14 protein-coding genes are annotated in these 18,059 nt (G+C 73.8%); 9 read left to right on the plus strand and 5 right to left on the minus strand.

What is annotated here, in order from left to right; all coding sequences use genetic code 11:
- The first annotated feature begins 65 nt into the window (after positions 1–65).
- The 7 genes from AB0I91_RS12695 (at position 66) to AB0I91_RS12725 (ending at position 8,843) form a co-directional block, all read left to right on the plus strand.
- Complete coding sequence (locus AB0I91_RS12695) at positions 66–1,349, plus strand: GlnX family signal transduction membrane protein (RefSeq protein ID WP_499636788.1); 1,284 nt, start codon at positions 66–68, stop codon at positions 1,347–1,349.
- Positions 1,346–2,308: a glutamate ABC transporter substrate-binding protein gene (locus AB0I91_RS12700; RefSeq protein WP_498778675.1), complete on the plus strand. Its 963-nt coding sequence runs from the start codon at positions 1,346–1,348 to the stop codon at positions 2,306–2,308. Before AB0I91_RS12695 ends, AB0I91_RS12700 begins: the two co-directional genes overlap by 4 nt.
- Position 2,309: 1 nt before the next feature.
- Positions 2,310–3,371: a hypothetical protein gene (locus tag AB0I91_RS12705; protein ID WP_499636790.1), complete on the plus strand. Its 1,062-nt coding sequence runs from the start codon at positions 2,310–2,312 to the stop codon at positions 3,369–3,371.
- A gap of 461 nt (positions 3,372–3,832) precedes the next feature.
- Positions 3,833–5,941: a serine/threonine-protein kinase gene (locus tag AB0I91_RS12710; protein WP_499636792.1), complete on the plus strand. Its 2,109-nt coding sequence runs from the start codon at positions 3,833–3,835 to the stop codon at positions 5,939–5,941.
- A 2-nt stretch (positions 5,942–5,943) separates the two neighbouring features.
- Positions 5,944–6,912, plus strand: coding sequence for a PP2C family protein-serine/threonine phosphatase (locus AB0I91_RS12715; protein ID WP_498778678.1), 969 nt, complete (start codon positions 5,944–5,946; stop codon positions 6,910–6,912).
- Positions 6,902–8,182, plus strand: a complete 1,281-nt coding sequence (locus AB0I91_RS12720; RefSeq protein ID WP_499636794.1) for a vWA domain-containing protein — start codon at positions 6,902–6,904, stop codon at positions 8,180–8,182. Before AB0I91_RS12715 ends, AB0I91_RS12720 begins: the two co-directional genes overlap by 11 nt.
- Positions 8,183–8,186: 4 nt before the next feature.
- Positions 8,187–8,843 carry an FHA domain-containing protein gene (locus tag AB0I91_RS12725; protein ID WP_498778680.1) on the plus strand — a complete coding sequence of 219 codons (657 nt, stop codon included), beginning with the start codon at positions 8,187–8,189 and terminating at the stop codon, positions 8,841–8,843.
- Positions 8,844–9,055: 212 nt separating this feature from the next.
- On the opposite strand, the gene AB0I91_RS12730 is transcribed toward AB0I91_RS12725, so the two are convergent.
- Positions 9,056–9,424 (minus strand): hypothetical protein, encoded by a 369-nt coding sequence (locus AB0I91_RS12730; RefSeq protein ID WP_498778681.1) that lies wholly within the window; start codon positions 9,422–9,424, stop codon positions 9,056–9,058.
- 525 nt (positions 9,425–9,949) lie between these two features.
- Between AB0I91_RS12730 and AB0I91_RS12735 the strand changes: the two genes are divergently transcribed.
- A complete protein-coding gene (locus AB0I91_RS12735; protein WP_499636796.1) occupies positions 9,950–10,435 on the plus strand; it encodes a MarR family winged helix-turn-helix transcriptional regulator in 486 nt (161 codons plus the stop codon).
- A gap of 38 nt (positions 10,436–10,473) precedes the next feature.
- Here AB0I91_RS12735 and hrpA read toward each other — a convergent pair whose 3' ends face one another.
- From hrpA to AB0I91_RS12750, 3 genes are read right to left on the minus strand one after another with little or no spacing between them, the layout of a single operon-like run.
- Complete coding sequence (gene hrpA / locus AB0I91_RS12740) at positions 10,474–14,376, minus strand: ATP-dependent RNA helicase HrpA (protein ID WP_499636798.1); 3,903 nt, start codon at positions 14,374–14,376, stop codon at positions 10,474–10,476.
- A 41-nt stretch (positions 14,377–14,417) separates the two neighbouring features.
- Positions 14,418–15,209: a thioesterase family protein gene (locus AB0I91_RS12745; protein ID WP_499636800.1), complete on the minus strand. Its 792-nt coding sequence runs from the start codon at positions 15,207–15,209 to the stop codon at positions 14,418–14,420.
- Between the two features lie 35 nt (positions 15,210–15,244).
- Positions 15,245–16,003 carry an isocitrate lyase/PEP mutase family protein gene (locus tag AB0I91_RS12750; RefSeq protein WP_498778685.1) on the minus strand — a complete coding sequence of 253 codons (759 nt, stop codon included), beginning with the start codon at positions 16,001–16,003 and terminating at the stop codon, positions 15,245–15,247.
- Between the two features lie 260 nt (positions 16,004–16,263).
- On the opposite strand from AB0I91_RS12750, the gene pdxR reads away from it, so the two are divergent.
- Positions 16,264–17,625, plus strand: coding sequence for a MocR-like pyridoxine biosynthesis transcription factor PdxR (gene pdxR, locus AB0I91_RS12755; RefSeq protein WP_499636802.1), 1,362 nt, complete (start codon positions 16,264–16,266; stop codon positions 17,623–17,625).
- Here pdxR and AB0I91_RS12760 read toward each other — a convergent pair.
- Positions 17,615–18,049 carry a YybH family protein gene (locus tag AB0I91_RS12760; RefSeq protein WP_499636804.1) on the minus strand — a complete coding sequence of 145 codons (435 nt, stop codon included), beginning with the start codon at positions 18,047–18,049 and terminating at the stop codon, positions 17,615–17,617. The genes pdxR and AB0I91_RS12760 overlap by 11 nt on opposite strands.
- Between the last annotated feature and the right edge of the window lie 10 nt (positions 18,050–18,059).

An 18,059-nucleotide genomic window follows, 5' to 3' on the forward strand; every position in this document is an offset into this window, starting at 1 on the left:
GTGGAATTTCGATCTACGCTGTCTGAGCGGCGAGTGGCGCCGATCACCTCGGGAAGGGGGCGGTCGTGCTGGTCGAGGCTCGGCGGAACCGCGGCGCCCTGCGCCGGGTGACGGGTCTTGCGCGCAGCACGCCGGGCAGGTTGAGCCTGCTGGCCCTGCTGCTGGTGGTGGTGAGCCTGCTGGTCGGGGCGTTGACCGCGACGTCGGTGCAGCGCCGGTCGGACGCGCTGGAGGCGTTGGCCGACCGCAGCGAGCCGCTGGCGTTCGCCGCCCAGGAGGTCTACCGGGCGATGGCGGACGCGGACGCCACGGCGTCGAGCGCGTTCCTGTCCGGCGGGGTGGAGTCGGCCGCGCTGCGCGGCCGGTACGAGGCGGACGTGGCGAAGGCCGCCGCGGCGTTGTCGGCGGCGACGAGCGAGATCACCCGCTCCCCCGAGCTGACCGAGGCGCTGTCGACGTTGTCGGGCCAGCTGCCGGTGTACACGGGCCTGGTCGAGACGGCCCGCGCGCACAACCGGCAGGGCAACCCGGTGGGCGCGGCGTACCTGCGCGAGGCGTCGGCGTTGATGCAGACGCGGCTGCTGCCCGCGGCGCGCGAGCTGTACGGGGTGGAGACCGGCAAGGTGATGGGCGACCTGGAGGACGCCGGGTCGCTGCCGTGGCTGGAGCTGCTGCTGGGCGTGCTCGTGCTGGTGGTGCTGGTGTTCGCGCAGCGGTACCTGACCCGCCGGACGAACCGGGTGCTCAACCCGGGGCTGGTGGTGGCGACCGCGTTGACCGCGGTCTCGCTGCTGTGGGTGCTGGCGGCGAGCCTGCTCGTGGTCTACAACGCCTCGGCGAGCAAGAACGAGGCCACGCTGGTCGACCTGCTCGCGCGGGCCCGGATCGCGACGCTGACCGCGCGCGGCGACGAGACGTTGACGCTGGTGGCGCGCGGCAGCGGCACGACCTACGAGGCGGAGTACGTCGAGGCCGACAAGGTGCTGGACGACCTGCTGGGCCGGGTGCGGGTGCTGAACCCGACGCCGCCGGTCCTCGAGGCGGCGGAGCACCACGGGCGGTGGCGGGAGGCGCACCGCGAGGTCCGCCGGGCCGACGACGAAGGCGACTACACGGCGGCCGTGGCGTTGGCGCTGGGTCGCGACGGGCAGGGCGCGGCCACGGCGTTCGACGCGTTGGACTCGGACCTGGTGGAGGCGATCGGCGGGGCGCGGGCGGAGTTGACCGAAGGGATCGGACGGGCGCGGGCCGCGTTGGGCGGGGTGGTGCCCGCGGTGGTCGTGCTGGCGCTGTTGGCGGCGGCGGCCTCGGTGTTCGGGTTGTGGCAGCGGCTGAAGGAGTACCGATGAGACGGCTGCTCGCGGTGCTCGTGGTGGTGCTGGCGGCGGCGTGCGCGCCGGTGCCCAGTGGCGCGCCGCCGATCGGCGGTGGTTCGCCGGTGCCGCCGCGGCCGGCGGAGGCGGTGGAGCTGACCGAGCCGCCCAGCACCGCGGACGTGCCGCCGGCGTCGTGCGACCCGACGGCGAGCCTGCGCCCGACCGGGCCGCTGCCGCCGCCGGGGCAGATGCCGGCGGGGTCGACCATGGCGCAGATCCAGGCGCGCGGCCGGCTGGTCGTCGGCGCGGATCAGAACTCGTACCTGATGGGGTTCCGCAACCCGTTCTCGGGCGAGTTGGAGGGCTTCGACGTCGACTTGGCGCGCGAGGTGGCGCGGGCGATCTTCGGCGACCCGGGCGCGATCCAGTTCACGGTGCTGACCTCCGAGCAGCGGATACCGACGTTGGAGCGGCACGAGGTCGACATCGTGGTGCGGACCATGACGACGACGTGCGAGCGCTGGCAGAAGGTGAACTTCTCGACGGTGTACCTGCAGGCGGGGCAGCGGGTGCTGGTGCCGTCGAACTCCGACGCCACGGGCATCGAGTCGCTCGGTGGCAAGCGGGTGTGCGCGACGAAGGGGTCGAGCTCGCTGGCCAACGTGGCCGCCGCGGCGTCGAGGCCGGTGCCCGTGTCGGTGACGCACTGGACGGACTGCCTGGTGATGCTGCAGCAGGGCCAGGTGGACGCGATCTCCACGGACGACACGATCCTGGCCGGGTTCGCCGCGCAGGACCCGTACACGAAGGTGGTGGGTCCGCAGTTCGCCGCCGAGCCGTACGGGATGGCGATCCCGAAGGCCGACGAGGACTTCGTGCGGTTCGTCAACGCGCTGCTGGAGCGGCTGCGGGCGGACGGCACGTGGGCGCGGATCCACCAGCGGTGGCTCGGTGATCCGCCGGCTCCGCCCGTCGCGGTGTACCGGGACTGACGTGGACACCCTGGACGAGGAGCTGGCGGCGTTCCGGCGGGAGAGCGACCGGGTGGCCGAGTCGTTGCTGGCGATGGAGGACCACCCGGGCCACCGGTTGCTGCGCGGCGCCGAGCTGACGGGTGCGTCGGCGCGGCGGTGGGAGGCGGCGAACGCCGGGATGGTGCGGCTGTGGGAGTGGTTCGACGCCTACCGGGCGTTGCTGCGGCAGGCGTCGGACGCGCGTGACCCGGCGGAGCTGGCGCGGTTGCTGCGGGGGCCGGCGATCGCGCTGCCGGAGGCGTCGGTGCGGACGTTGACCGGGCCGGTGGCGCGGCAGGTGACGTTGCGCGCGCTGGTGGAGCGGATGAAGGCGGAGTACGCGCAGGTCACGGCGGTGTTGACGGAGGCGCACGAGGCGTGGGGGCGGCGGTTGGCGGTGCTGGAGCCGTTGGCCGGGCAGGTGGCGGGGATCGACTCGCCGGCGGCGGAGGGGCTGCGCGCGGAGGTGGCGCGGGCGCGGGCCCGTGCGGCGGCCGACCCGTTGACGCCCGATCCGGCGGTGGCGGACCTGGTCGGACGGGTGGCGGCGGTGGACGCGCTGCACCGGACGTTCCCGTCTCGTGCGGCGGCCCTGTCGCGGCTGGTCGCGGAGGTGGAGTCGGTGCGGGCGCGGGCGGCCGAGGTGCGGGTGGAGGTGGTGGCGACGATCGCCGGCGACCACCCGCCGGTGCCCGCCGAGGACGTGGCCGGGGCACTCGACGGGCTGCGGGGACGTTTCCCGGACGTGGCGGAATCGGACGTGGCGGCCGTGGAGGCGGCGGTGGGCGCGGCGGTGACGCGGGCGCGGGAGGTGGTGGCGCACCTGACCGGGTCGCTGGACCGGCGTGCGGAGCTGCGCGGCCGGTTGGCCGCCTACCGGGCGAAGGCGGCGGGGCGTGGGTTCGCCGAGGACGCGGAGCTGCTGGTGCTGCACCGGCGGGCTCGTGACGTGCTGTCCGGCGTGCCGTGCGACTTGACCGCGGGGACGGTGGCGGTGCTGCGCTACCAGCGTGCGGTGCTGGCCAGGACGGAGGCCCGATGAGGACGTGTCCACGTGCCGGCTGCGGCGGGGCGATCGACGACGACGGCTTCTGCGACGTGTGCGGCCTGGAGGCGCCGGTGCTGGCACCGACCGCGCCTGCCGCCGGTCCGGGGCGCGGTCCGGGGCAGGGTCCCTCGGCCGGTGAGGCGGGCGCAGGCGGGGGCGGGCAGCGGGCCGGTGCGTTTGGAGCCGGTGCGGTTGGGGGTTGGACCACCGGCCCGGGCGGTGGGGCGGTCGTCGGTGCGCCCGAGGTCGGCGCGGACAGCGGAGCGGCCACCGGTGCGTACCCCGGGCCGGATTCCGACAGCGGGCCCGACCGTGCGTCCCACAGTGCGTCCCACAGTGGGCTCGACCGTGCGTCCCGCAGTGGGCCTGACCGCGGAACCGACAGTGGTCCTGCCACGGGCGCGTACCGCGCGACCGGTCCCGCCACGGGGCCGGGCACGGCGCCGTGGTCGCTCGTGGGGTCGTCGTCGGCGGCGCGGGCGCGGCGGGCGTCGGCGTCCACCCGGTCGTCCGGGCGCGGGCGGTTGGGCGCGGGACTGGTCGAAGTGCCCCGGGTGCCCTACCGGGATCCGAAGACCGCCGTGCTGACCGATCCGGAGGTGCCGGAGGCGAAGCGGTTCTGCTCCAGCTGCGGCAAGGAGGTCGGGCGCGGCCGGGACGGCGGGCCCGGGCGGGTGGAGGGGTTCTGCGCGCACTGCGGTCACCACTACTCGTTCACGCCGAAGCTGGCGCCCGGCGAGGTGTTGCACGACCAGTACGAGGTGCTGGGTTGCCTGGCGCACGGCGGCCTCGGCTGGATCTACCTGGCCGCCGACCACGCGGTCAGCGACCGCTGGGTGGTGTTGAAGGGCCTGCTGGACTCCGGTGACGCGGACGCGATGGCGGCGGCGATGGCGGAGCGCCGGTTCCTGGCCGAGGTGGAGCACCCCACCATCGTCAAGATCCACAATTTCGTGCGGCACGCCGACCGGGTCAGCGGCGAGCTCGTGGACTACATCGTGATGGAGTACGTGGGCGGCACGTCGGTCAAGGACATGATCAAGCAGTTGCGGGCGGACGGCACGGGCACCGAGTCGCTGCCGGTGGCGCAGGCGATCGCCTACGCGCTCGAGGTGCTGCCCGCGTTGGGCTACCTGCACGACGTGGGCCTGCTGTACTGCGATTTCAAGCCGGACAACGTGATCCAGACCGAGGAGCAGCTGAAGCTGATCGACCTGGGCGCGGTGCGGCGCATCGACGACCGGCACTCCCCCATCTACGGCACGATCGGCTACCAGGCGCCGGAGATCGGCACGGACGGCCCGTCGGTGGCCTCCGACCTGTACACGGTGGGTCGGGCGTTGGCGGTGATGAGCTTCCAGTTCGACTTCCGCGGCCGCTACAAGGAGTCGTTGCCGTCGCCGGAGGAGCAGCCGCTGCTGCGCCGGCACGACTCGTTCCACCGGTTCCTGCTGCGGGCCACGGACCGTGATCCGGAGCAGCGGTTCGGGTCGGCGGAGGAGATGGCCGAGCAGTTGACCGGTGTGCTGCGGGAGGTGTTGGCGCAGCAGGACGGCACGCCGCGGCCGGGGGTGTCGCGGCAGTTCACGCCGGAGCGGCGGGCGTTCGGCACGGAGGACGGGCTGGACGTGCGGGCGGCGGCGACGGGGCTGCCGGTGCCGCAGGTGGACACCTCCGACGCGGCGGCGGGTTTCCTGGCGACGGCGGCGACGACGGGTGACCCGGACCAGGTGGTGGCGGCGTTGCGCGCGGCGCCGGTGCAGACGGTGGAGGTGCGGTTGCAGGTGGTGCGGGCGTTGATCGAGGCGGGTCGGGTGCGGGAGGCGGTCGGCGAGTTGGACGCGCTGGCGTCGCCGTTCGACCCGGACGACCCGTGGACGCCCGCGCCGGACGACTGGCGGCCGGGCTGGTACCGGGGGGTGGCCGCGTTGGTGGACGGCGGGGGTGATCGGGCGCGGGCGGCGTTCGAGCGGGTGCGCGACGCGTTGCCGGGCGAGGCGGCGCCGAAGCTGGCGGTGGCGGTGTGCGCGGAGGCGTCGGGCGACGCGGAGGCGGCCGCGGCCGGGTACGAGGTGGTGTGGCGCACCGATCACGCGTTCGTGTCGGCGGCGTTCGGGCTGGCCAGGGTGCTGGTGGCGCGGGGCGAGCGGGAGGCGGCGGTGGGGGTGCTGCACTCGGTGCCGGACACGTCGATCCACCACGTGGCGGCTCAGGTGGCGGCGGTGCGGGCGCAGCTGGGCGCGGCCCGGGAGTGCGCGGCGGACGACGGGGCGGAGGCGTTGGCGGAGGTGATGGCGGCCGGTGCGAGGCTGTCGGGGTTGGAGTTGGACGTGGCGAGGCGGGCCGGGTTGACCGTGGAGTTGTTGGGTGTGGCGTTGGAGTCGTTGCCGGGCGCCGGCGCGGCGCCCGGCGGGAAGCTGCTGGACTGCGAGGTGAGCGACTCGGGGCTGCGGTCGGGCCTGGAGCGCTGCTACCGGCAGTTGGCGCGGCTGGCCGACACCCCGGAGGAACGCATCGCTCTCGTCGACCGCGCGAACGCGGTCCGGCCCAGGACGTTGGTGTGATCATGGAATCCTGTCCCGAGTGCTCGTCGCCGGTGGCGTCGCAGGACCGCTTCTGCGAGGCGTGCGGGCGCAACCTGCGGTTGCAGCGGACACCGGTGGGTGGTCCGGGGTCGCAGTGGCCGCCGATGTGCGCGTGCGGCGGTGAGGAGTTCGACGCGGACGGGTTCTGCGAGCAGTGCGGTCGGGCGCGGCCGTCGGCGCGGGACCGGGTGGAGTTCGTGCTGCCCGGGGTGGCCGGGGTGAGCGACCGCGGCAAGCGGCGGCAGCGCAACGAGGACTCGATGGCGTTCGGGCGGGTGCGCGGGCGCGGGGTCGCGGCGGTGGTGTGCGACGGGGTGGCGTCGTCGGAGCGGGCGGAGCAGGCGTCGCAGACGGCCGTGGACACGGCGGCGGACGTGCTGTTGACGGGGTTGCAGGCGGGGATGGACGCCGAGTCGTCGACGACGGACTCGGTGGTGGCGGCGAACGACGCGGTGGGCCGGTTGGCGCGGCCGGAGGCGGCGGAGGTGGCGCCGTCTTGCACGTTCGTGTCGGCGGTGGTGACCGACGATTCGGCGACGGTGGGGTGGGTGGGCGACAGCCGCGCCTACCTGGTGGCCGAGGCGGGGGCGGCGCGGTTGACCACGGACGACACGTGGGCGGCGCAGCTGGTCGCGGAGGGCGTGCTGACGGAGGAGGAGGCGCTGACCGACCGGCGGGCGCACGTGCTGTCGCGGTGGTTGGGCGCGGATTCCGGGGTGGAGGCGCCGCAGACGGTGACGTTCAAGGTGGAGACGCCGGGGCTGCTGGTGCTGTGCAGCGACGGGTTGTGGAACTACGTGCCGGAGCCGGAGGACCTGCTGGAGGTGCTGCCGCGCGGCGTGCCGCCGATCGAAGTGGCGCGGGAGCTGGTGGAGGTCGCGCTGAAGGCCGGCGGGCACGACAACATCACGGTGGTCGTCGTCCAACTGCGGGGTGGGCATGGCGCTTGATTTCGCGGTCGAGGTGTTCCAGAACGAGTACCTGCCCGAGGGCGCCGCGGACGTCGACGCGATCGTCACGGTGACCACGACGGGCGTCGCGGCGGAGGTGGTGTCGGCCGACGCCGCCGAGGTGGTCATCGTGGACACCTCGGCGTCGATGGCCTACCCGCCGTCGAAGTTGACGGCGGCGAAGCAGGCGACGGTGGCGGCGATCGACGCGTTGCGCGACGGCGTGCGGTTCGCGGTGGTGGCGGGCACGGACACGGCGCGGGTGGTCTACCCCCGGTCGCGGAAGTTGGTGGTGGCGGACTCGCGGTCGCGGGCCGCGGCGAAGCAGGCCGTGCGGGCGCTGCGGGCGGACGGCGGCACGGCGATGGGCCGGTGGCTGGCGTTGGCCGACGACCTGTTCGCCGGGTTCGAGGGCGGGCCGAGGCACGCGATCCTGTTGACCGACGGCGAGAACCAGCACGAGTCGCCGCGCCAGTTGACGAAGGTGCTCGACGAGGTGGCGGGCCGCTTCACGTGCGACTGCCGCGGGGTGGGCACGGACTGGCGGGTGGCGGAGCTGCGCCGGATCGCCGAGGCGATGCTGGGGACGGTGGACATCGTGGCCGACCCGGACGGGTTGGCCGCGGACTTCCGGTCCATGGCGGCGTCCGCGATGGGCAAGGCGGTGGCGGACGTGTCGCTGCGGTTGTGGACGCCGGAGGGCGCGCGGGTCGTGTCGCTCAAGCAGGTGTCGCCGGGGTTGCGCGACCTGACGGGGCGGCGGGTGGAGTCGGGGCCGCGGACGGGTGAGTACCCGACGGGCGCGTGGGGTGGCGCGGAGAGCCGCGACTACCACCTGCGGGTGCGGGTGCGGCCGGCGGGAGTGGGCGACCGGATGCTGGCGTCGCGGGTGAGCCTGGTGGGCCCGTCGGGTGAGGTGCTGGGGCAGGGTCGGGTGCTGGCGGTGTGGACGGAGGACTCGGCGTTGTCGACGCGGATCAGCTCCGAGGTCGCCCACTACACGGGGCAGGCGGAGCTGGCGGAGGCGATCCAGGACGGTTTGGAGGCGCGCAAGTCCGGTGACGTGGGCCGGGCGACGGCGAAGCTGGGCCGGGCGGTGCGGCTGGCGCACGAGTCGGGCAACACCGACACGGCGAAGCTGCTGGCCAAGGTGGTGGAGGTGGAGGATCCGCGGACGGGGACGGTGAAGCTGCGCGCGCGGGTGGCCGACGCGGACGAGATGACGCTGGACACCCGCTCCACGGTGACCAAGCGGGTCGGGAAGGGCTAGGCGGATGGCGACCTGCCCGGCGGGCCACGACTCGGCGACCGACGACTACTGCGACGTGTGCGGCACGCCGATGCCGTCCGGGTCCGGGGCATCCGAGGTTGACTCCGAGCCGGTGGTGTCCGTCGAGGAGACGTGCGCGGCGTGTGGCGCGGTGCGGGTGGGCCGGTTCTGCGAGGAGTGCGGGCAGGACTCGTTGAACCCGGTCGTGGCGCCGTCGCCGCCGGTGTCGTCGCGGCCGGTGCCGGTGTCGTGGCACGTGACGGTCGAGGCGGACCGGGCGTACTTCGAGCGGGTGGTGGCGGTGGGCGGGCCGGACGCGGGTGCGATGGCGTTCCCGGAGTTCTGCCCGCCGCGCCGGTTCGGGTTGGCGGGGCCGCAGGTGTCGATCGGGCGGCGGAGCCGGTCGCGGGGCATCTTCCCGGGGATCGACCTGGTGGGCCCGCCGGAGGACCCGGGCGTGTCGCACCACCACGCGGTGCTGGTGGCGTCGGGTGACGGGTGGGCGGTGGTGGACCTGGGCTCGACGAACGGGACCACGGTGAACGAGGGCGACACCCCGTTGGCGCCCCACCGGCCGCACCCGTTGGAGCCGGGCGACCGTGTCCACGTCGGCGCGTGGACCACGATCACCCTGCACCGCTCGGCCGGCGAGCACGCCTAGCGCGAGCGTGACGGCGGCAAGCATCCCGAATGCCGAAGGTGGGCCGATTACCGCGACCCAGCGTGATAAATGACCCTGAACGCAGGGCCCGCGGCGCTACCGGTGAGGTCGCCGCGCGGGGCCGGATTGGTCCCGGTGCGCAATTCCACACCGTTCAGCCCGGCGATATCGCTGATTTCCGCGGCTATCGTGCGCCGTGTCGGGACTTCGGCTCAGACCCCGTCGCGGGTGCAGACGCTGGGAATGTAGCCGGACCAGCCGGGCCCTTCGCCGTACTCGTTGTTGAAGTCCTGGATCAGGATCCAGCCGTTGGCGTCGTACACGCCGCACGCGTCGTAGACCTGACCCGTCACGATCTTGCGGCAGGTGCGGGGTTCGCCGGTCACGACGGAGAACAACGCCCTGGACGTGGTGTTGGGCTCCGCGCGAACGGTCGCGAACCCGGTCACGGTCACCCACGACCCGGCGCAGGTGCCGCCGACCAGCAGGTCGGGCTGTGGTGCTCCGTTCGCGAGCGAGGAGGTCGTGGCCATCGTCGCGAGACTTGCGACCACCAGGCCGAGTGCCTTCAACTTGCGCATTGTCTCCCCTGTGGGCAGTCGGGAATTTTTTGCGTCAGCGGCTCGGGCGACGCTACCAGTCGGCGAACGGGACGCGCATTCCGTTCAACCGTTCGCAGTAGCAGTCGGTCCGGCATCCCACAATCACCTGGAATACGAATTGGTTCCCGTGAGCGGCGCGCCGGATCGGGCACTGGACGATTCTCGACGGCAGGGACTCGCGCTGGCCGAGGAGCTCCCCCCGCGCGGGAACGCGACCCGGACGCGGCGGACCGGCGTGCGGTGGCGGTGCGCGCGGTCGAGGACCGCGGCGTTCGGACGCACGGCGACCGACGAGTCGGCGCAGGGGCGGGTCGGGCGGGCGGAGTCCGCGACTGGGCCGGGCGCGCGGACGCCGGTGGGCCGGGACGCGGGTTTTCGCCGGGACGCCCGCACACGTTGTCGATCACGAATACGGTGGGGGGTGCGGATCGAAGGGGGACCGCGGTCGGTGCGGCGTCGGGCGGTGGGTCGTCCGGCACGGCGCCCAGGGGGTCAGGAGTGGTGATGGCGGACGCGGTCGACCTGGTGTTGGCGCAGTGGTCGGTGCAGCGGCCGGACGTGGACACCTCGCCGATGGCGGTGCTGACGCGGGTGACGCGGCTGGCGCGGCTGCTGGAGCGCGAGTTGCGGGAGTTCACCGGCCGGTTCGAGCTGGAGCCGGGCGAGTTCGACGTGTTGACCACGTTGCGGCGGGCGGGTTCGGCGCAGGGCATGACGGCGGGGGCGTTCCTGTCCGCGTCGCTGGTCACGGCGGGCGCGATCACCAACCGGATCGACCGGATGGAGGCCAAGGGCCTGGTGGAGCGCGTGCCCGACGCCGCGGACCGGCGGCTGGTGCGGATCAAGCTGACCAACCGCGGCGGCCGGCTGGTGGACGGGATGCTGGCCGAGCACATGCGGCAGTACGCGCGGCTGCTGGAGCCGTTGGACGAGGACACCAGAGCGGTGGTCGCCGACGCGTTGCGGGCGTTGTTGGAGCAGTGCGAGTAGCACCGGGCGCCGGCGGGTCGGCCGGAGCCCGGCGCGGGCTAGCGGGGCACGGCGTCGAGGGCTTTGAAGATGCGCTTGTCGGAGACGGTGTAGCGGGTGCCGATGGTCTGGGCGAAGTAGCTCAGCCGCAGTTCCTCGATCATCCAGCGCACCTCGTCGAGTTCGGGGTGCGGTTCGTCGGCGGGCAGGGCGGCGCGCAGTTCCCGGTACTCGGCGTGCACGGCGTGGACGCGGTCCATCCACTCCTGGTCGCGGCGGACGTTCTCGGGCAGCTTCTCCAGCCGGCGGGCGATGCCCTGCAGGTAGCGGTGCACGTCGGCGAGCCGGTCGGCGCCCGCCTCGGTGACGAATCCCTTGTGCACCAGGCCGGTGAACTGGGCGCGGACGTCGGCGGCGGATTCGTCGAACACGGCGCCGCGCAGGCCGTTGAGGCGCAGTTCGACGTCCTGGGCGGCTTCCAGGACGCGGCGGACCTTGTGCACGACGTCGAACGTGGTCTCGCCGAGGCCGCGGCGGACGTGGTCGGTGAGCTTGGTGAACGCGGACTCGGTCCACACGGGGCCGCCGGCGTCGCGCAGGAGCTTGTCGACGGCGGCGGAGATGCAGTCGGCCAGCAGCGGCGCGACACCGCCGTGGGGGTTGCGGGTCAGGGCGAGCTTCTCGGCGTTGTTCAGGCCGCGTTGCAGGGTCTTGACCGGGGACGGGGTGTTGAGCAGGAGCAGTCGGCGGGTGCCGCGCCACATCGCCTGCGCCTGCCGGCCGGGGGTGTCGAGGATCTCCACCGCGACGGTGTCGCCCTTGTCGACCAGGGCGGGGTAGGCGGTGACGACGATGCCGGAGCGCTGTCGCTGCACGGTGCGGGGCAGGTCGCCGACGTCCCAGGTGGTCAGGCCGGTGCGGGCGAGGTTGCTCGCGGCGGCGGCGAGGGTTTCGCGCAGTTGTCCGCGCAGGCGGGCCTTGAGGGCGGAGAGGTCCTTGCCGCGGGCGAGTTCGCGGTCGTTCTCGTCGACGATGGTGAAGGTGAGCTTGAGGTGGTCGGGCACCTGGTCGAGCTGCCACTCCTCGCGGGGCACGACGACGCCGGTGAGGGTGCGCAGTTGGCGTTCCAGGGCGGGCAGCAGGGGTTCGTCGGGGTCGATGCCGGTCAGGGCGGCGGCGGCGACGTCGGGCACGGGCACGAAGTTGCGGCGCAGCGGTTTGGGCAGCGACCGGATGAGCGCGACGACGAGTTCGGTGCGCAGGCCGGGTACCTGCCAGGACAGCGAGTCGTCGGGCAGGGCGGTGAGCGCGGGCAGGGGCAGGGTGACGGTGACGCCGTCGACGGCCGCGCCGGGTTCGAACCGGTAGGTCAGCGGCAGGGTGAGGCCGCCGCGGCGCAGTTCGTCGGGGTAGGCGTCGGGGGTGACCGCGGCGCGGTCGTTGACCAGCATGGCCTTGTCGAAGGTGAGCAGGTCGGGCTGGGTGTGGCGGGTCTTCTTCCACCAGGTGTCGAAGTGCCGGACGGACACGACGTCGGCGGGCACGCGCCGGTCGTAGAAGTCGTAGACGGTCTCCTCGTCCACGACGATGTCGCGGCGGCGGGCCCGGTTCTCCAGTTCCTCGACCTCGGCGAGCAGGTCGCGGTTGTGGTGGAAGAACTTGTGGTGGGTGCTCCACTCCCCCTGCACGAGGGCGTGGCGGATGAACAGCTCGCGGGACAGCTCGGGGTCGATGCGCCCGTAGTTGACCTTGCGCGAGGCGACGATCGGCACGCCGTAGAGGGTGACCTTCTCGAGTGCGACGACGGAGCCGCGCTTGGCTTCCCAGTGGGGTTCGCTGTAGGTGCGCTTGACCAGGTGCTCGGCGAGCTTCTCGGCCCACTCGGGTTCGATCTTGGCCACGGTCCGGCCCCACAGCCGGGACGTCTCGACCAGTTCGGCGGCCATCACCCACTGGGGCGGTTTGCGGAACAGGGACGAGCCGGGGAAGATCGCGAACTTCGCGTTGCGGGCGCCGAGGTACTCGGTGGCCGCGCGCTTGCCCGGGTCGCGCTTCGGGACGTCCTTGACGCCGATGTGGGACAGCAGCCCGGACAGCAGCGAGACGTGGACGGCGCGCGGGTCGGCGGGCTGGTCGTTGACGTGCACGCCGAGGGTCTTCGCGACCTGCCGCAGCTGCTGGTAGATGTCCTGCCACTCGCGCACGCGCAGGTAGTTGAGGAACTCGGCGCGGCACAGCCTGCGGAACTGGTTGCTGGACAGCTCCTTCTGCTTCTCGCGCAGGTACTGCCACAGGTTGAGGAACGCGGTGAAGTCGGAGTCGGGGTCTTTGAAGCGGGCGTGGAACTCGTCGGCGGCCTGCTGCTTGTCCGAGGGGCGTTCGCGGGGGTCCTGGATGGACAGCGCGGAGGCGATGACCATGACCTCGCGGACGCAGCCGTTGCGGTCGGCCTCGATGACCATGCGGGCCAGGCGGGGGTCGACGGGCAGCTGGGCGAGCTTGCGGCCCAGCGGGGTGAGCTTCTGCTCGGCGGGCAGGATCGCGCCGAGCTCCTGCAGCAGCTGCACGCCGTCGGTGATGTTGCGGGCCTCGGGCGGGTCGATGAACGGGAACGCGGCGATGTCGCCCAGGCCGATGGAGGTCATCTGCAGGATGACCGAGGCGAGGTTGGTGCGCAGGATCTCCGGGTCGGTGAACTCCGGGCGCGCGTCGAAGTCGTCCTCGCTGTACAGGCGCACGCAGATGCCTTCGGACACGCGGCCGCAGCGGCCCTTGCGCTGGTTGGCCGACGCCTGCGAGACGGGTTCGATGGGCAGCCGCTGCACCTTGAGGCGGTGGCTGTAGCGGGAGATGCGGGCGGTGCCGGGGTCGACGACGTACTTGATGCCGGGCACGGTCAGCGACGTCTCGGCGACGTTGGTGGCGAGCACGACGCGGCGGGCGGTGTGCGGCTGGAAGACGCGGTGCTGCTCGCCGAACGACAGCCGCGCGTACAGCGGCAGGATCTCGGTGTTGCGCAGCTCCAGGGCGGCGAGGGCGTCGGCGGTGTCGCGGATCTCGCGTTCGCCGGAGAGGAACACCAGCACGTCGCCGGGTCCTTCGGCCTGCAGTTCGCGCACGGCGTCGCAGACGGCCTGGGTCTGGTCGCGGTCCGGGTCGGCGTCGGGGTCGTCGGGGTCGACGATCGGGCGGTAGCGGACCTCGACGGGGTAGGTGCGGCCGGAGACCTCGATGACGGGCGCGTCGCCGAAGTGCCGGGAGAACCGCTGGGGGTCGATGGTCGCGGAGGTGATGACGACCTTGAGGTCGGGGCGCTTGGGCAGCAGCTGCTTGAGGTAGCCGAGCAGGAAGTCGACGTTGAGGCTGCGTTCGTGGGCCTCGTCGATGATGATCGTGTCGTAGCGCGACAGCATCCGGTCGGTCTGGATCTCGGCGAGCAGGATGCCGTCGGTCATGAGCTTGACCAGGGTGTCCTCGCCGGACTGGTCGGTGAAGCGGACCTTGTAGCCGATGGCGCTGCCCAGCGGGGTGCCCAGTTCCTGGGCGACGCGTTCGGCGACGGTGCGCGCGGCGAGGCGGCGGGGCTGGGTGTGCCCGATCTGGCCGAGCACGCCGCGGCCGAGCTCCAGGCAGATCTTGGGCAGCTGGGTGGTCTTGCCGGAGCCGGTCTCGCCGGCGACGATCACGACCTGGTGCTCGCGGATGAGCGCGGCGATGTCGTCCTTGCGGTTGCTGACGGGCAGCTCGGCCGGGTAGGTGATCTTCGGCACGGTGTCGCGGCGCAGGGCGACGCGCAGCTCGGCGGCCTCCAGCTCGGCCTCGATCTCGGCGAGGACGGCGGCGCGGGCGCCCTCGTCGCGGACCTTGCGCGCGCCCTCGAGCCTGCGTGCCAGCCTCCGCTGGTCCCGCGACATCAGTTCGGACAGGCGTTTGCGCAGGTCAGCGTGCGACATCTGGTTCATTTGGGTCAAGGATATCGAGGGTGGGCCGGCGGGGCTGCCGATTATCGGCCGGCGGCCACGGCGAGTTGGCGTGACTGGGCGACCAGCTGCCCGGTCGTGTCCCACAGGTCGACGTCCTCCTCGTGGTAGCCGCCGGCGAGGTGCCGGGTGGTGACGCGGGCGGCGAGCCAGTCCGACGCGGGCCGGGCGCGCACGTGGACGGTGAGCTCGACCGTGGCGGAGTCGGTGACGCCGAGTTCGAGGACGGCAGGCGCGGCGCTGTCGACCAGGGTGGGCAGGCAGGCGGTGTCGGCGGGGCGGCCGTCGGCGAAGCGGAGCCAGAACTCGGCGCGCGGCGTGCCGGTGGGCCGGCCCCGGGCCCAGCCGTGGGGTTCGGGCGCGCGCAGGTCGACGCGGTCGGCGACGGTGACGCCGGGCAGGCGCAGGCCGCCGTAGACGTCGACGCACTCGTCGGGCGGCGGCAGGTCGGGCGCCCGGTCGAGGACGTGGGTGCGGCCGGTGGGGCCGCCGAGGTCGGCGTAGGTGGCCACGACGCGGAGCACTTCACGCTCGCCGCAGGTCAGGCGCGCTTCGCCGGTGGACAGCCGTCGGCCGGCGCGCACGACGTCGGTGTCGACGCGGGCCGGTCCGACGACGCCGGGGCGCAGGTAGTGGGCGCCGACGACGAGCGGGTCGGGGTGCGGCAGCACCTCGCCGAGCGCCCGCAGGCAGAACGCGACGAGGTAGCCGCCGTTGGGTCGTCCGCCGGCGCTCGCCCAGCGGTCGGTGAGGTGGGTGGTGAACCGCCCGTCCCCCGTCGCGTCCACCCGCGTGTCGGTGTCCCACTCGTGCATGGGATTCACCCTAGTGGGCGTTACCGGCGGGTAGGTCAGCCGCGGTACGGGCTGCCGCCGTCGAGCATGTCGGTGGCCGTCTTCTTGAGCTGCTTCATCATCAGCACGTTGTGCAGGCCGGGGCCGAAGCTGACCCGCGCCACGCCCAGCGGGGCCAGGTCGTTCGGGGTGGGCGAGCCGGGCCCGTGCGCGATGTTCACCGGACGTCCGCCGACCGCCTCGACGAACGCGGCCACCTGGTCGCCGGGCAGCCGCATCGGGTAGACGCAGTCCGCGCCCGCCTCGAAGTAGGCCTGCGCGCGGCGCACCGCGTCGTCGAACGACTTCCCGCCGTGGAGGAACTCGTCGATCCGGGCGTTGAGCACCACGTCGGCGTCGGCGGCGCGCACGGCGGCCAGGAAGTCGGCCTGCTCGGCGACGTCGACCATCGCCTTGGTGCGGGGGTCGGAGTCCTCCAGGTTGCAGCCGGCCGCGCCCGCCTCGGCGAGGCGCCCGGCGATCTCGGCGGGCGGCAGGTCGTAGCCGCGTTCGATGTCGGCGGTCACCGGCACCCCGACGGCGGCGGCGATGCGGCGCACGGCGTCGAACGCCACGTCGGCGGGCATGTCGTGCCCGTCGGCGAAGCCTAAGGCGGCGGCCACGGCGACGCTGGTGGTCGCCACCGCCGGGTGGCCCGCCTCGGCGAAGACCCGCGCGGAGGAGACGTCCCACGCGTTGGGCACCACCAGCGGCTTGCCCGGCACGTGCAGCGCGCGCAGCGCCTTGGCCGCCTCGGTCACATCGGTCCTGGTCACATCGACTCCCGTTCACGACTCGGGCCGCGGCCGCCCGGCGACCCCGACCCCGTTGCAGCGGTGATCACCGTGATCACCCGTGCCGATACTGCCAGTTCCCCGCGCACCCCGAACACCGCGCCCGGCTGCCCGCGAAGGCCCCGTGACGTCGGTTTTCGGGGGTCTCGCGAGGTTTGTCCGCCCTGGCTCGGCGGGTGGCGCGGCGGCCGTGCGCGCTCGGGGTCCGGTGGCGGGGCCGGCTCGTGGTTAGGGTCCGGTCCGTGTCGAACGAGTGGGCCGTCGCGGGGGTGGACCTGCACCTGGAGCTCGATCCGGCGTCGTCGCGGCGCGGCGGGCTGGAGCGCGCGTTGCGGGAGGCGATCCGGGCGGGGCGGTTGGCGCCGGGCGCCCGGTTGCCCGCGACCCGGAGGCTGGCCGCGGAGCTCGGGTTGGCCCGCAACACGGTGGCCGCCGCCTACGACCAGCTGGTCGCGGAGGGCTACCTGACCGCGCGGCGGGGTGCCGGCACGCTGGTCGCGCCGCTGCCCCGGGCCGATCCGCCCGCCGCGGCCCCCGCGCCGGTCGCGCCGAGGCCGCGGCACGACCTGACGCCGGGCAGCCCGGACGTGTCGGCGTTCCCGACCGCGGCCTGGTTGCGGGCGACGCGTCGGGCGTTGGCCGCGGCGCCGGCGAGCGCGCACGGGTACGGCGATCCGCGCGGCCGGGTGGAGCTGCGCACGGCGTTGGCCGAGTACCTGGGCCGCACGCGCGGTGTGCGGGCCTCGCCGGAGCGGATCGTGGTGACCTCCGGGTACGTGCAGGCGTTGGCGCTGCTGGCGTCGGTGCTGGACGGGCCGGTGGCGATGGAGGACCCCGGGCTGCCGTTCCACCGCGACGTCGTGGCGCGGACCGGGCGCCGCGTGGTGCCCTTGCCGGTGGACGAGCGGGGCGCGACGACACCGGCCGACGACGTGGCCGCGGCGGTGGTGACGCCCGCCCACCAGTACCCCACCGGCGTGCCGCTGCACCCGTCGCGGCGCCACGCGTTGACCGCGTGGGCGCGCGAGTCCGGCGGGGTGCTGGTGGAGGACGACTACGACGGCGAGTTCCGCTACGACCGGCAGCCGTTGGGCGCGGTGCAGGGCACGGCGCCCGATCACGTGGTGTACGCGGGCAGCGCGTCGAAGACGGTGGGCCCGGGCGTGCGGTTGGGGTGGCTGGTGCTGCCGCCGCGCTGGGTGGACCCGGTGGTGGACGCGAAGCTGCACGCCGACCACCACACCGAGGTCGTGGGCCAGCTGGCGCTGGCCGACCTGATCGGCACCCACGCCTACGACCGGCACATCCGGGGCTGCCGCCTGCGCTACCGGCGTCGCCGCGACCTGCTGGTGCGGCGGCTGGACGACCTCGGCGTGCCGGCGCACGGCGTGTCCGCGGGGCTGCACGTGCTGGTGGAGCACCCGGACGAGGCGGCCGTGCTGGCCCGCGCCGCCGGGCACGGGCTGGCGCTGTCGGGGTTGCGCGACCACTGGCACGACCCGGACCGCGCGACGCGGCAGGGCGTGGTCGTGGGGTACGCGACCCCCGCCGAGCACGCCTACCGCGCCGCGCTGGACGCGTTGGCCCGCGCCCTTACGGCGTGAGGTCCAGGGCCGCGCCGAAGCTGCCGTCCATGTAGAACGGGGTCGAGGTGTGCTCGTGGGCGATGCGCCACGCGCCGTCCACCCGCCGCAGGCACACCGTGGAGCGGAACCACAGGTCGAACGCCTCGTGGTGGCCGCGCGGCACGGCGGACATGCGGTTGAGGCTGCGGCAGAACGCGAGATCGCCCTCGGCCGTGACGTGGAGGTCGCGGATCTCGTAGTCCACGGCGGAGTCGAACGTGGCGAACCAGGCGCGCATCGCCTCCGGGTCGACCACTTCGGGCGCGGTGTGCGCCAGCGGCGGCGCCAGGGTGAAGGTGACGGCGTCGGGCAGGTAGTCGGCGACCAGGCGGTCCGCGTCGCCGGCGCACATCGCGGCGGCCCGCCGGTCGAACAGGTCGGCGATGTCGGTGTGCTCGGTCATGGTGGTTCCT

The sequence above is a fragment of the Actinosynnema sp. NPDC049800 genome, assembly GCF_040656635.1.
GTDB lineage: Bacteria > Actinomycetota > Actinomycetes > Mycobacteriales > Pseudonocardiaceae > Actinosynnema.

What these genes read in the sequence shown, in the direction of transcription:
- AB0I91_RS12700 (WP_498778675.1), top strand. Translation starts at nt 1,346, where the DNA reads ATGAGACGGCTGCTCGCGGTGCTCGTGGTGGTGCTGGCGGCGGCGTGC.
- AB0I91_RS12715 (WP_498778678.1), top strand. Translation starts at nt 5,944, where the DNA reads ATGGAATCCTGTCCCGAGTGCTCGTCGCCGGTGGCGTCGCAGGACCGC.
- AB0I91_RS12720 (WP_499636794.1), top strand. Translation starts at nt 6,902, where the DNA reads ATGGCGCTTGATTTCGCGGTCGAGGTGTTCCAGAACGAGTACCTGCCC.
- AB0I91_RS12725 (WP_498778680.1), top strand. Translation starts at nt 8,187, where the DNA reads ATGGCGACCTGCCCGGCGGGCCACGACTCGGCGACCGACGACTACTGC.
- AB0I91_RS12730 (WP_498778681.1), bottom strand. Translation starts at nt 9,424, where the DNA reads ATGCGCAAGTTGAAGGCACTCGGCCTGGTGGTCGCAAGTCTCGCGACG.
- AB0I91_RS12735 (WP_499636796.1), top strand. Translation starts at nt 9,950, where the DNA reads ATGGCGGACGCGGTCGACCTGGTGTTGGCGCAGTGGTCGGTGCAGCGG.
- hrpA (WP_499636798.1), bottom strand. Translation starts at nt 14,376, where the DNA reads ATGAACCAGATGTCGCACGCTGACCTGCGCAAACGCCTGTCCGAACTG.
- AB0I91_RS12745 (WP_499636800.1), bottom strand. Translation starts at nt 15,209, where the DNA reads ATGCACGAGTGGGACACCGACACGCGGGTGGACGCGACGGGGGACGGG.
- AB0I91_RS12760 (WP_499636804.1), bottom strand. Translation starts at nt 18,049, where the DNA reads ATGACCGAGCACACCGACATCGCCGACCTGTTCGACCGGCGGGCCGCC.